This window comes from Planctomycetia bacterium (genome assembly GCA_016795155.1).
GTDB lineage: Bacteria > Planctomycetota > Planctomycetia > Gemmatales > HRBIN36 > JAEUIE01.
This window is the reverse complement of the sequence record JAEUIE010000044.1, coordinates 212,242-225,839: the sequence shown is the minus strand read 5'-3', so window position 1 is coordinate 225,839 and position 13,598 is coordinate 212,242. Positions and strand designations below refer to the sequence as shown.

Below are 13,598 nucleotides of genomic sequence, written 5' to 3'. Positions count from 1 at the left end.
AAATATCATGTCAGCCCTGCTGCAACCTGAAGAACATGTCCTCTCGACGCTGGAGAAAGATGGATCACGCCGCTGGCTCTATCCTCGTCTTTCTCCGGGACGATACTGGCATGCTCGGCGTCTTGTCGGGTACGGGCTGATCATCCTCTTTGTGCTGCTTCCCCATTGGAAGATCAATGGCAAGCCAGCCATCCTGCTCGATCTGCTGCATCGGCAGTTTTCGTTTTTCGGTCTGACGCTGTTGCCGACAGATACGCTGCTTTTGGCGCTGTTCATGGTCTCCGTGTTTCTGACCATCTTCCTGCTGACGGCACTGTATGGCCGGGTCTGGTGCGGCTGGGCCTGTCCACAGACGGTGTATCTCGAATATGTGTTTCGCCCCATCGAACGGTTCTTTGATGGTACCATGGGTAAGGGGGGCAAGCCCTCCTCGCTGACACCGGGCTGGCGACGCAGTCTGAAGTTTGTTGCCTATCTGATGGTCTCAATGCTGCTGGCACATACGTTTCTTGCCTATTTCGTTGGTGTAGATCAACTCAGCCATTGGATCCTGGGCTCTCCCTTCAACCATCCTGTTGCCTTCATGGTGATGGCGGTCGTCACCGGGCTGATGCTTTTTGACTTCGGCTACTTTCGGGAACAGACCTGTCTGGTGGCATGCCCTTACGGAAGGCTGCAATCGGTTCTACTCGACAAGCAATCGCTGATTGTGGCTTACGATGTGAAACGGGGCGAACCGCGTGGCAAGCTTCGCACCGAGTTGCAGTTGGCGGAACGAACCCAGGGTGACTGCATCGATTGCGGATTATGTGTACGTACGTGTCCTACCGGTATCGATATTCGTCAGGGCCTGCAGATGGAATGCGTCCACTGTACGCAGTGCATCGATGCCTGCGATGAGATCATGGACAAGATCAACAAACCTCGCGGGCTGATTCGTTACTCCTGCCAAGAAGCCATCGAAGGATTACCTCACAAGAAGCTGCGCCCACGCGTGGTGATCTATCCGCTGCTGCTGTTGATTGCAGTATCAGCCTTTGTCATTGTGCTGAGCCGGCGTGCTCCTGTGGATGTTACCGTTCTGCGGACACTAGGCAGTCCATTTACTGTGACGGCTGAGGGCACGGTACAGAACACTTTTCAGATCAAACTCGTGAATCGTGAACAGGAAGATCGCAGCTACACCCTGGAACTGCTCGATACTGGTGCTGTCAAGAAAGATGAAGTGAAACTCGAAGCAGTTGGTCAGCCCTGGCTGGCCAGGCCCTTGGAGCTGAACACGCATGCGGTGCTGGTCACGGTGCCGAAATCAGCCTTTACCTTCGGGCATTATGATTTGAAGCTTGCCGTCAAAGATGGCAGCACGGTACGAAAGGAGATCACATGTCGTCTACTGGGGCCGTGATCGAACTGGAACAGCAATCGGAACGACGTGCCCGGCTGATGTGGGGCGGCCTGATTGCAGGTTTCTTTGTGGTTCAGTTTTCCATGAGTATGGTTGCCATCGTTCTGGCAACCAGTGATCCTACGCATTCTGTCATTCCCAATTATCATCAGCAGGCGATGGAACACGACAAGATCCTAAGCGAACGACAAGCCAGTGAGCGGCTGGGTTGGAAGTGGAAGGTGTACCTTGAGACTCCAAGCAGTAGTTCTCCTGTTCACAGTTTCACGGTAGAGATAAAGAACGCACAGGATCAGCCGGTGGAGATGGCACAGGTGAGCGTGGAACTCTGGCACCATGCCCGGGGAAATCAGCGACAACAAGTACGGCTAACGCCGGTTGGGCATCAGACGGGGCTTTACCGCGGACAGGCTCGACTGGGTAGAACAGGGGTCTGGCAGATTGATCTGAACGTAATTCGCGATGGCGAGCACTTCGTTGATCGACAGGAAAAGTTCTGGAGATTCAGTTCATGAATCTGGAACTGCTGGTGACTATTGTCGCAGCGAGCCTGTTAGGCAGCACACATTGCGCCGGTATGTGCGGGCCGTTTGTGCTTCTGTTGACGGGTAAACCCGGTGAAACTGATCGAGGTGTGTCCAGCAAGCTGACAGCCTACCACCTGGGCAGGCTGACAACCTATGTACTGCTTGGTACGCTGGCCGGGGCGTTAGGCCAGGCTTTGAACTCCACCGGTTGGCTCGTTGAGTCGCAGCGTGGGGCAGCGTACCTGGCGGCTGCCACCATGTTCCTGAGCGCTGTAGTGTTGCTATTGCGACAAGCGGGTGTGCCAATACAGCATCTGCCGATACCGCAGCACTGGGTGAAAGGGATTTATGCCGGGTTTCGTTGGGCGAAAGCCTGGCCAGAAGTTTTCCGTTCCTGGTGGATCGGCCTGCTTACCACCTGGATTCCATGTGGCTGGTTATACGCTTTTGTCATAGTGGCTGCAGGTAGTGGCGATGTGGTCAGTGGCATGGTCATCATGCTGGCATTCTGGCTGGGAACCTTACCAATGCTGAGCTTGATTGGTGTTTCCGCAGGCCATCTATCGCAGCACTGGCGATCAGCCACGCCCTGGATTGCAATTGCCGCTTGTCTGGTTCTTGGCTCGATGACATTGATGCATCGATCTACGTTCGGGTTATCGATTCACTCGAATAACGAGTTTGTCGGTGCTGAAGCGATACCACAACTTTCTACAACGAAACTACCGTGCTGCCATGACGACTAGCCTGGCACTTCCATCTCGCTCAGCGGTACACACTTCAGCGACGCGAAGTGAGGTGATTTGTTCCCATTGTCAATTGCCGGTACCAGCCGGATTGGTGGCGCCTGGGGCAAAGGAACAGTTCTGTTGTTCGGGTTGCAGCACGGTCTGGCAATTGTTGCATGCCGAAGGATTGGATGCGTTCTATCAGATCTGTCGCTCGGTTGATTCACAACCACTTCAGGCCAGGAATCTGCCTGATGATTACTCGGAAATGGATGATCCAACCTTCCAATCAACCTATGTCCGTCAATTGCCAGGTGGATTAAGTGAAGTACGTCTCATTCTGGAAGGGATGCACTGTGCGGCATGTGTCTGGCTGGTGGAAAAGTTGCCGTTGCTCTGCCAGGGTGTGCAGGAAAGTCGAGCTCAGCTGCTTTCACGCCAGGTGCTGATACGCTGGAACCAGTCGCAGTTACCACTTTCGAAGATTGCCTGTCAACTTTCCCGATTGGGCTATGCCTGTCACCCTGCCAGTGAAACTCACCGCACCTCGCTACATCGTAAGGAGATGCATCAGCATCTGGTCAGGCTCGGCATGGCGGGGCTTTGTGCAGGCAACAGCATGTTGATTGCTTTTGCCCTCTACGGAGGATTATTTGATGGCATCTCGCACGAGCATGAAACGATTTTGCGATGGGTGAGCGCAGGTCTGGGGCTGATTGCACTGCTTTGGCCGGGAGCGACCTTTTTCCGGGGGGCCTGGCATGCTCTGCGAGCCCGGATGCCACATATGGATATCTCGCTCGCCATTGGCCTGGCAGCGGGCGGCATCATGGGTATCTACAACACCATCATGGGCAATGGGGAGATTTATTTCGATTCGCTGTGCATGCTCATCTTTGTCTTGTTGATTGGTCGTTTTCTGCAGTATCGTCAACAACAGCGTGCTGCGGAGAGTCTGTCGTTGCTTCGCAGCCTGACACCTCGCATTGCCTTTCGCGTAATCCCGACAGGAATCGAAAGCGTGCCCACTGTGTCCCTGAAGCCGGGCGACGAGGTGGAAGTGCGAGTGGGAGACCTGTTGCCAGCCGATGGCGTTGTGCTTTCCGGACAATCCACGCTTGACCAATCCCTGCTGACGGGGGAATCTGCTGGTGTACCTATACAACCTGGCGGTATTGTCACAGCCGGGGCTACCAACCTGGGCAGCGTGCTGAGGCTGAGGGTTGCTGCGATTGGAAAAGACAGTCGCATCGGCAAGCTGATGGACCTGGTCGAGTCAGCTTCGCTGGCACATACCCCCATCGTCGAACTGGCTAATCGTGTTTCTGGTTATTTCATCTACCTGGTGCTGACGCTTGCTGCAGTCACGCTCGGCATCTGGTGGCATCAGGGTGCAGTCATCGCCATCAACCACACGATTGCTCTGCTCATTGTCGCATGTCCCTGTGCCCTGGGGCTGGCCACTCCCATGACGATTGCCATCGCCCAGGGGCGGGCTGCGAGACAGAAGATTCTCATTCGCCGAGGAGATGTCTTTGAACTACTCAGCCAGCCGGGCATGGTCTGGCTCGATAAGACAGGCACGATAACCGAAGGGAAAGTGACACTGAAGGACTGGCAAGGGGATGAGCGGTTCATGCCGGGCGTTCTTGCCCTGGAACAGGGCATTGTCCATCCTTTGGCAGTTTCAATGGTCAATGCACTGCGGGAGCGAATGGGAAATATCAAGCCTGCATTATGCCGGGAACAGCAGTATCACTCAGGATATGGTGTCGAAGGCTGGGTGGATGGACAGCATCTTGTTGCCGGGTCGCGAGCCATGATGGAACGATTCCAGATTCCGTTATCGGTCTCGTCAACTAAAAGGGTCTCAGGTTGGCTGAGGGCAGGCTGGACGCCGATCTACGTTGCCTGCGATGGCAATCTGGTAGCCCAGGCAGCCCTTGGTGATGCCATTCGCAGAGATGCGGCAGACAGTCTTCAGACGCTGCGCCAGGCTGGCTGGCAAGTTGGTATTCTCTCCGGAGATCATCAATCCATTGTTCGGCAGGTTGCAGACCAGTTGCAGATACCGGATAGCATGGCTTACGGCGAGGTAACTCCAGAACACAAACTGGAGATCGTAAAGCATTCCCGTAATCAGTTCGGTACTGTGGTGATGGTGGGGGATGGTGTGAATGACGCTGCGGCATTGGCTGCAGCTTCCGTGGGAATTGCAGTTCAAGGCGGTGCAGAAGTGGCGTTGCAGACTGCACCCGTTTACCTGGGAACGCCGGGGCTCGCACCACTTCTGGATCTTATGCAAGGCAGCAAACGTACACTGCAGGCCATTCGTCGGGGATTGATCATCTCGCTAGGATATAATTTATGTGCAATGGGACTGGCTGTTTCTGGGTACATCACGCCCCTGCTGGCAGCCATCCTCATGCCGATCAGTTCACTCACCGTCACTGTACTTGCTGCCAGCCAGCAAACATTCAGGAGCGACTCATGAGTGTGATCTACATTGCCTTGCCCGTGGCGCTACTTCTGGTACTCGCTGCATTTCTTGCCTTCCGCTGGTGCATCCAAACTGGCCAGTTCGATCATCTGGAAAATGCCAGCTATCGCATGCTGCATGATGATGGCGCCCGGAAAAGAGTTCGATCAGTTGAAAAGAAAAGAGAGTAAATTTCACTTGATAAAATGAGCATTCGTGAGAGCTTTGTTTACAATAAAGGCTTGCTATCTGGTATCCTCAATCAGATTCAAATTTTCAGCTTGATTACAGGCAAAGGAAATCATGGAACCTTCCGTCAACCTTCGTAAGCCCTGGATGGTTGCAGTCTGGCCTGGTATTGGGCACGTCGCCATCAATGCAGGTTATTTCCTGATGTCCAACCTGGAGATGGCTGTATTGGCCGAACTGCAAGTCAGCGATCTGTTCGAAGTGGATCATGTGGTGATAGATAAAGGTATTCTTCATACGGGTCGCAGACCACGCAGCCGGTTTTTCTACTGGTCAAATCCGAGCCAGGAACATGATCTAGTAATATTCCTTGGGGAAGCTCAACCACAGTTAGGCAAACATCAATATTGTCAATCGATCATCGAATTTGCCATGCGTATTGGCGTGGAACGAATATATACCTTTGCCGCGATGGCTACCCAGATGCATCCACAGCATGATTCAAGGGTTTTCTTTGCTGCCACCCATGAGGAATCGCTCAAGGAAATCCAGAATCAACCAGTGCAGATTTTGGAAGAAGGGCAAATCAGTGGTTTGAATGGTTTGCTCCTGGGGGTTGCAGCAGAAAAAGGACTTCAAGGCGGTTGCCTGCTGGGAGAAATGCCTCACGTATTTAGCCAACTTCCTTTCCCCAAAGCATCACTAGCCGTGCTGGAAGTTTTTACTTCACTGATGGGGATCGAAGTTGATCTGACTGAACTGGCTAGCCAGGCTAGCCAGATGGATGATCAACTGGGAGCGCTGCTCAGCCAGGTTGAGGAACAACTGGGACATCCCATCACATCGTCCGAAGTGGAAAAACCTGTTGAAGCAACTGCCATGGAGAAACTGACGCCGGAAGATCATGCCAGGCTCGACAAGCTTTTTGATGAAGCTGGTGGTGACCGGAAGAAAGCCTTTGAACTCAAACAAGAACTGGATCGATTGAAAGTGTTTAAGGAGTTTGAAGACCGGTTTCTTGATTTGTTTAAAAACTCCAACTGAGCATCAATCTGACTTTCTCCCCTCTCCCCCTCGGGGAGAGGGGCCGGGGGTGAGGGGATTCACTGATGGCGAAGCCCTTCGTGATATGTATGTGTTCATAACATGTAGGGCTGCGCCATTGAAGAATAACCCCTCACCCTAACCCTCTCCCCAGAGGGGAGAGGGAACATTACTCGGTTTGCGTAAAAGGTAATAATCTTACTTTGAGACATAGAGCAACACGAGGAGGACACCATGAGCCAGTCATTCCAATATCGCAGGTTGGATAAAAACGATGCAGCAGTTCTGCTGGTCGATCATCAATCGGGGCTGTGCAACATCGTGGGTGATTTTTCGCCAGACGATTTCAAGAACAATGTACTGGCGCTGGCGGATGCTGCGAAGTATTTCAAGCTTCCGACCATTCTGACCACGAGTTTCGAAAACGGGCCGAACGGGCCTCTGGTGCCTGAACTCAAGGAACTCTTCCCCAAGGCATCTTACATCGCCCGGCCAGGCAATATCAATGCCTGGGACAATGAAGACTTTGTCAAAGCGGTGAAGGCTACTGGGAAGAAACAGCTAATTATTGCTGGTGTTGTTACCGAAGTTTGTGTCGCTTTCCCGGCTCTTTCTGCACGGGAGGAAGGGTATGAAGTCTTTGTGGTTACCGATGCTTCGGGTACATTCAATAAAACGACACGCGATGCAGCCTGGATGCGCATGCAGGCGGCTGGTGTGCAACTGATAACCTGGTTTGGCATGGCCTGCGAACTGCACCGCGATTGGCGAAATGATATTGAAGGACTGGCAGCGCTCTTCTCCAATCACCTGCCTGCCTACCGCAATCTGATCACCAGTTACAATGCTTTGAAGCAATAACGCCGATGGCCACGAGGCTACGGAGTTGACAAAGCCGGGTGAACAGATAAGATTCTGCATGACCTCTTGGGGGTGTAGCTCAGCTGGGAGAGCGCTTGCATGGCATGCAAGAGGTCAGGGGTTCAAGTCCCCTCACCTCCACTTATCAAAACCCTTCGATATCACATCGAAGGGTTTCTTTATTGATACCTAGGGCGTGTTGACCTATTCGACGTAACTCCTTGCAGGATAACAATTGTCAAATTGGGCAAGGAGACGTAAGTGCTAAACCAGCTGCTACTTGCTACTTATTGAATATGTCCACAGACCCTAGCGAGCCATCAGCGGCTGGTTCTTGGTAGAATAAGTTCATGGATCAATCACGTGTTGCAATCGTCACCGGCAGTGGCAAGCGCCGGGTGGGAAATGTCATTGCCGAGTCGCTGGCCCGACGAGGCTACGCGCTCGCGATTCACTACCGGTCATCAGAAAAAGAGGCTCAAGAGACTGTAGCCCAATTGAAGCTACTAGGAGTAGAAGCCAAGGCATTCCAGGCAGACTTGACGGATGAAACAGCAGTTACTCGGCTCATTCAATCAGTCAATCAGCAATTTGGAAGGATAGATGTACTGGTGCATTCAGCAGCTATCTGGAGTAGTAAGCCTCTGGAACAGGTTACCGCAGATGATGTAAAAAAGAATCTGGATGCCAACACGCTGAGTACTTTTCTGTGCTGTCAACAGGCAGGCCTAGTCATGGTCAAACAACCCAATGGCGGGACCATCATAACGATTGGAGATTGGGCCTGTGAGCGTCCTTATTTGAACTATGCAGCCTACTTCCCTTCCAAAGGTGCTATCCCCACGCTGACGCGCATGTTTGCAGTGGAACTAGGTACACGCAACCCGGCGGTTCGGGTTAATGGTATTTTGCCTGGGCCGGTCATGTTGCCTCCCGATTTACCCGCACACGAACGGGAGGAGGCGATCAACGCCACTCTGGTAAAACGAGAAGGCAAACCAGAGAATATTGCTCAGGCAGTCAGTTTTCTAATTGATAACGACTTCGTCACGGGTGTCTGCATCCCCGTCGATGGCGGACGAACCATCTATGCCCCTTCGGCATAATTCATGCAAAAGGGCTGAAGTATTTAGTTTTAACACCATGAGAAGACACGATGTCGGATAATCAATTTGTCATTGGAATAGATCTGGGCACGACCAATACGGCACTGGCCCAGACTCCATTTAAGGAGATAGCTGATCCAACAGAAAGGCCGGTGATATCCTCCTTTGCAGTCACCCAGGTGGTGCAGCAGGGAGAAACAGCCGAGAATGTGCTGTTGCCTTCGTTTCTCTACTTGCCTCAATCAGGTGAAGTGCCTGCAGGCAGCCTGGCGTTGCCCTGGGATGCCAAGCGTGACCAGGCGGCAGGTCTTTACGCACGTTCGCTGGGATCGAAGATACCCGGCAGGATAGTCTCATCCGCCAAGAGTTGGCTTTGTCATTCGGGGGTAGATCGGCATGCAGCGATCCTGCCCTGGCAGCCACCAGCCACGCCGGGTGGGACGGTGCCTGCCAGTACCAGGCTCATCTCGCCGGTGGAAGCTTCATCCAAGTATCTGCAACACCTTAAGGAAAGCTGGAATCACTCGCAGGGCAAGAAAGGGCCGAAGCTCGAAGATCAGGAGATTGTTCTGACAGTGCCAGCATCGTTTGATGCCGTAGCCCGGCAGTTGACGGTGGAAGCGGCCCAGTCGGCAGGGCTTACACAATTAACGCTGCTGGAAGAACCGCAGGCAGCTTTCTATTCGTGGATTGAAACGCACCAGGAAAACTGGCGAGAACTGGTTCACGTTGGTGATGTCATTCTGGTCTGCGATATTGGTGGAGGCACCAGCGATCTCAGTTTGATCAGCGTGACAGAAGAGAAGGGCAAACTGGCACTCAATCGCATGGCGGTGGGCGATCACATCCTTCTCGGTGGCGACAACATGGACCTGGCCCTGGCTCATCATCTGCAGGAAAAGCTCAAGGCCAAAGGAAGCAAGCTGGATAACAGCCAGTTCATCGCTTTGACCCATAGCTGTCGAACTGCCAAGGAAAATCTGCTGTCCGATGCCAAGCTGTCGCCGCAAACGGTCACCGTTCTTGGCAAAGGCAGCAAACTGGTGGGTGGCACACTCACGGTTGAATTAACCAAAGAAGATATTCAGCAGGTTATCCTGGAAGGATTCTTTCCACTGGTGCCTGCTCAAGCCGAAATCCAGAAAGGCATGGCATTCGGTCTGCAGGAAATAGGCTTGCCTTACTCGCATGATCCTGTCATCACCCGTCATCTGGCGCAGTTTTTACGCAACCATGCCGATGCACTCAAGGCACATTATCAGAAGGCTGGTCAGCCAGTGCGGACCATGCCTACTGCGGTGCTCTGCAATGGTGGGGTTTTCAAAGCCAGGCTGTTTGAACAACGGATTATGGAGCAGTTGAACCAGTGGGCCAAGGAAGCCAAGTCGACGCCGTTACGCTTGCTGGAAGGAACCGATCTGGATCAGGCAGTGGCTCGCGGTGCAGCATATTACGGGTTGGTGCAGAAAGGAAAGGGAGTTCGCATTCGAGGCGGCATTGCCATGACCTATTACATTGGCATTGAAACGGCACGTCCGGCAGTGCCTGGCCGACCTGCACCGATTCGTGCACTCTGTGTTGCACCGATGGGAATGGAAGAAGGTACCACGGAAGCAGTGCCAGGGCTGGAGTTCGGCCTGGTGGTGGGTGAGCCAGTTCGCTTTCGGTTTCTTGGTTCCAATCTACGCCGCGATGCATTAGGTACCTTGGTTGATGATTGGGAGGAAACCATTCAAGAACTCAGCCCGATTGAAACCGCCTTGAAAGCAGATACCGGAAAGAAAGGAACGACAGCAACGGGTTCCATTCCTGTGAAACTCGAAACGACAGTCACCAGCATTGGCACTCTGGAATTATGGTGTGTCAGCCGCGATGGCAAACAGCGATGGAAGCTGGAGTTCAATGTCAGGCAGCAACCGGGTAAGCAATAGTAGGGTGGACGTTTTCACAGATTGTTGGGGTGGTGGCACCGACATTCTTGTCGTTGCGCACAGACAGGAATGTCTGTGCCACCAAGTTATACTCTGATGCGTTGAACGTATAGCACCCATTCGAGCAGTAATGCAGCTAATGCAAGGCCTGCGAACCATTGCCAAAGTTCCCGGCGGGCTTTCACGGGAGCCAACTCCGCCTGCACGGTTTCATAGCCGATGCGGATGTTATCACGGGTTGCAATGTTACTTTCTTCCTGATCGAACAGGTTCACACTGAAACGCAAAGGTTGTCGTTCGCCCCAGAACACTTCGTATAAGCCTACCTGGTCTGTGTCGCCATAGACCAGGTCCTGCCCCATGCGACGGGTGATAGTACTTTCAGAAGATGCCGTTGGTTCCGAGCGTTTAACGGTGACCTCCTGCTTGGTGCTTCCCAGGCTCAGGAGTTTGGTCACCCCTGGCCTGATGGGAGCTTCAATTTCCTGGTATCGCCCCAGTTGCAGGATGATATTGTCGAGAAACAGGGGCAGCGTGCCCGCTGGCTGTCGGGGCCAATTGGTATTCCAGATATTGCCTTGTTGGCCAAGTACCAGTGGGAACATCATGACCAGATCGGTATAGCGTTCTCGGCCAAAGCTCCAGAGCAGCGGTTCCCGTTGTGATTCAATCAGTGATGAAGCCCGTTTGGGCCTGGCTTCTGCAGGCATGGTGCGTGCTTCATCAACCGTCATACCCTGCAGGGTTTCAATGCCATTGAACAGAGGGTGGGCGACCCGGAAATCCTTGACGAACAGATTTTTCAGCGTCGGCAGATCATTCCAGTTGCCAGCGGCAAAGGGTGGGCACTGTCCAATGAAAAACGTGTTCGCCTGGGGCATGGCTTCCGGTGTTGCGGGAGCCACACGATCAAAAATGACCAGATCAAATGCTTCGGTCTGTATCGCCTGCTTGTAGGTTTCATTTTTGTCAGAGAGATCTGTGCCATCAATGGAAGTGATGACAGCGCGGTCTTTGGAGGCACTTGCTTTGAAATAGGCATCGAGAATTTCATTCTCAGGCCCTGCACGCAGGATTCGCGCTTTACGAACCGGTGTTATCGCCAGCCAGGCAATGTTGTCACTCGCCAGCATGTCGTTCCAGGCGGTGCCCTGATCGGTATTGAGTAGAGATAGTTTCAGATAGCCTTGCCCGGGGTCCTTAACGGTAAAAGTAATCAGCGGTTCAGGCTCGGTGGTTCCCGGCAAATCAATCATCTGCTTATACTTCACACCTTCGTTGGTGATAGCATCACGTTCCTGCCTGGTTCGTGCCCCGAGTTGCAGTCGTTTGAGTTGCACATCCTGCCTTTCGCCAAAGGCAAACGATTCCAGTTGCAGTGAGCAACCTTGTTTGAATGCATCTTTACTGAAGTTCTGTACCCGCACCGTCACTTCAAAAAGATCGGGGCGGTTTTCATCGCGTTTGAGATTCGCCCAGGTGATGCCCACGTTGTTGGATTCGTTTCCCATGACAAACAGGGCGGGCTTCAGGTTGCCCAGCGAGTAATTCTGCACATCGGGGAATCTGCCATCGCTATATATCATTACTTCAGTCGGGATGCCATCTGGCTTACCCAAGGTACGAGGCATTTTGTCGCTGTTATCCTGGATGAGTTCGATAACGCCTTCTTCCGCAGAGCGACGGGGGTTAGCCTGTCCCTCAGCGAGTTCCAGTGCGGGCTGCAGCCTGGTGGTTCGCTGCGTTTGCGGGATGCGATCGACTGCAGCTTTCAAATCAGGCTTGCGGTTGGTGTACGACTGTAGAATCTGTGCTTCTTCATTGAACAGGATGATCATAGCCAGGTCGCTGCTATCCATCGCATCAATGCGCTCCTTGACTTTAATTTTGGCTTGTTCCAATCGCGATGGTGCAACATCGATGGCAGCCATGCTGGCACTGTTATCAATGAGGAAAATAAAATGCCTGCCACGTGCATCGCTGAAGGTGGTGGGAGCAGCGAGGGAGTAAGCCAGGCCTGCCAGTGCCAGAAGTTGCAGAAGCAACAGGAAATTTTTCTTGAGCCATTGAAACAGACTGTTGACATGCAGGTCTTCAATGCTCTTCTTCCACAGGAAGGTGCTGGAAACGGTCATCCGCTGACGACGTAGTTTCAGGAAGTAGAGTAGTAACAGCAGGATGCCTAAGCCCAGCATGATCCACCAGTAGAACACTGGCAGCGGTGTTGGGAAGGTGATGCCCCACTGGTTCTCCAGCCATTCATTCAAGCTGGTGAGTGCCAGAGCTAGAGCTACGCCGGAAAGCAACAGTAGAATGAGGCCAGTGAAAAAGCCTACCCAGGCCATCCAGTGGCTTGATTCGAGTTTCTCAGCCTTGGTTTTCTTTGCCATGAATGAAAAAATTCCCGATGCGTCAACGTGATTGTAACGCACCGGGATCAGGATGCCATCATGATTGTGGAAGAAGCATTACCTGGATTTGAAATCGAATCTGGGACCAGTGAGTTCGTCCCATTTTTTCAGTTGTTCCGGCGATAGAATCGTTTGAATATCCTTTTCTGTCTGTTCACGCAGCTTCTTTATGAGAGAGCCTAATTCACCCTGCTGAATGTTGCCATGAGCCAGCATCTTCTGAATGGTATCCTGCATCTTTTTGGCTTGATGATCTACAGCCTGCTTAATGAGATCTTTCTGGTCATCATCGAGCTGAAGCTCGCGAGCTGTTTCTTCCTGCGCAACTGAAGATATTCCCTGACGCTGAAGAGCTAACTGTTTCAACCTGTCCCGCTGTGGCTTCTCTAGCAACTTGTTCACTTCATCATCTATTTTTTTGTAGTCAGGAATTCCAGGTAATGCACCAAGCTTATCTGGATTGACAACGACACCAGCAGGCGGAGCGCCATCGGCACTTTTGAACGAAAAGCTCATCATCACTTTGGGAGCACCCGCTTCACCATTGCCCGCGGCAACACCTGGCGGCATCATGAATGAGCCTTGAGGCATCAGCTCCTTAACCTTGGCTTGTATTTTCTTGATCTGTTCATCGCTGATCTTCAATTCCTGTTGAACACTTTTGGAAAACAACAGGGGATACTTAGGCATGGTACCTTGCGTGCGAAATACCTGTGCGTGAGAGGAAAGCGTACTCGAAATGAGGATACCAGTCGTTATTAGCAATCGCAGGGCGAAGTTATTCATGTTCATTCCTCACACCAATAGGCTAATACACCTAAATGTTTAGGTAAAGTAATCAAGAGGTTTATTGATGTCAAGCAGAAGGCATTGAAATGAGTCTCCGATATTCGCCAGCTTCTCCAGTTTTGCCGGCT

At 52.4% G+C, this 13,598-nt stretch carries 11 protein-coding genes and 1 tRNA gene; 10 read left to right on the top strand and 2 right to left on the bottom strand.

Annotated elements, in window-relative coordinates:
• The first annotated feature begins 4 nt into the window (after window positions 1-4).
• The 10 genes from ccoG (at window position 5) to JNJ77_15730 (ending at window position 10,270) form a co-directional block, all read left to right on the top strand.
• Window positions 5-1,405 (top strand): cytochrome c oxidase accessory protein CcoG, encoded by a 1,401-nt coding sequence (gene ccoG, locus JNJ77_15775; GenBank protein MBL8824046.1) that lies wholly within the window; start codon window positions 5-7, stop codon window positions 1,403-1,405.
• Window positions 1,384-1,920 (top strand): FixH family protein, encoded by a 537-nt coding sequence (locus tag JNJ77_15770; protein MBL8824045.1) that lies wholly within the window; start codon window positions 1,384-1,386, stop codon window positions 1,918-1,920. Before ccoG ends, JNJ77_15770 begins: the two co-directional genes overlap by 22 nt.
• Complete coding sequence (locus JNJ77_15765) at window positions 1,917-2,678, top strand: sulfite exporter TauE/SafE family protein (GenBank protein MBL8824044.1); 762 nt, start codon at window positions 1,917-1,919, stop codon at window positions 2,676-2,678. Before JNJ77_15770 ends, JNJ77_15765 begins: the two co-directional genes overlap by 4 nt.
• The gene (locus JNJ77_15760) at window positions 2,620-5,154 is read left to right on the top strand and encodes a heavy metal translocating P-type ATPase (protein ID MBL8824043.1); all 2,535 of its coding nucleotides are present in this window, start codon (window positions 2,620-2,622) and stop codon (window positions 5,152-5,154) included. The genes JNJ77_15765 and JNJ77_15760 overlap by 59 nt, the downstream gene beginning before the upstream one ends.
• Entirely contained in the window at window positions 5,151-5,330 is a 180-nt protein-coding gene (gene ccoS, locus JNJ77_15755; protein MBL8824042.1) for a cbb3-type cytochrome oxidase assembly protein CcoS, read from the top strand. The genes JNJ77_15760 and ccoS overlap by 4 nt, the downstream gene beginning before the upstream one ends.
• A gap of 112 nt (window positions 5,331-5,442) precedes the next feature.
• Window positions 5,443-6,372, top strand: coding sequence for a PAC2 family protein (locus tag JNJ77_15750; protein MBL8824041.1), 930 nt, complete (start codon window positions 5,443-5,445; stop codon window positions 6,370-6,372).
• Between the two features lie 234 nt (window positions 6,373-6,606).
• Window positions 6,607-7,233 (top strand): hydrolase, encoded by a 627-nt coding sequence (locus JNJ77_15745; protein MBL8824040.1) that lies wholly within the window; start codon window positions 6,607-6,609, stop codon window positions 7,231-7,233.
• Between the two features lie 68 nt (window positions 7,234-7,301).
• Window positions 7,302-7,374: transfer RNA gene (locus JNJ77_15740), tRNA-Ala, on the top strand.
• Between the two features lie 209 nt (window positions 7,375-7,583).
• A complete protein-coding gene (locus JNJ77_15735; GenBank protein MBL8824039.1) occupies window positions 7,584-8,339 on the top strand; it encodes an SDR family oxidoreductase in 756 nt (251 codons plus the stop codon).
• A 50-nt stretch (window positions 8,340-8,389) separates the two neighbouring features.
• The gene (locus JNJ77_15730; GenBank protein ID MBL8824038.1) at window positions 8,390-10,270 is read left to right on the top strand and encodes an Hsp70 family protein; all 1,881 of its coding nucleotides are present in this window, start codon (window positions 8,390-8,392) and stop codon (window positions 10,268-10,270) included.
• A gap of 86 nt (window positions 10,271-10,356) precedes the next feature.
• On the opposite strand, the gene JNJ77_15725 is transcribed toward JNJ77_15730, so the two are convergent.
• Together JNJ77_15725 and JNJ77_15720 are read right to left on the bottom strand one after the other, a co-directional pair.
• A complete protein-coding gene (locus JNJ77_15725) occupies window positions 10,357-12,660 on the bottom strand; it encodes a VWA domain-containing protein (GenBank protein MBL8824037.1) in 2,304 nt (767 codons plus the stop codon).
• A gap of 78 nt (window positions 12,661-12,738) precedes the next feature.
• Entirely contained in the window at window positions 12,739-13,467 is a 729-nt protein-coding gene (locus JNJ77_15720; GenBank protein MBL8824036.1) for a hypothetical protein, read from the bottom strand.
• Between the last annotated feature and the right edge of the window lie 131 nt (window positions 13,468-13,598).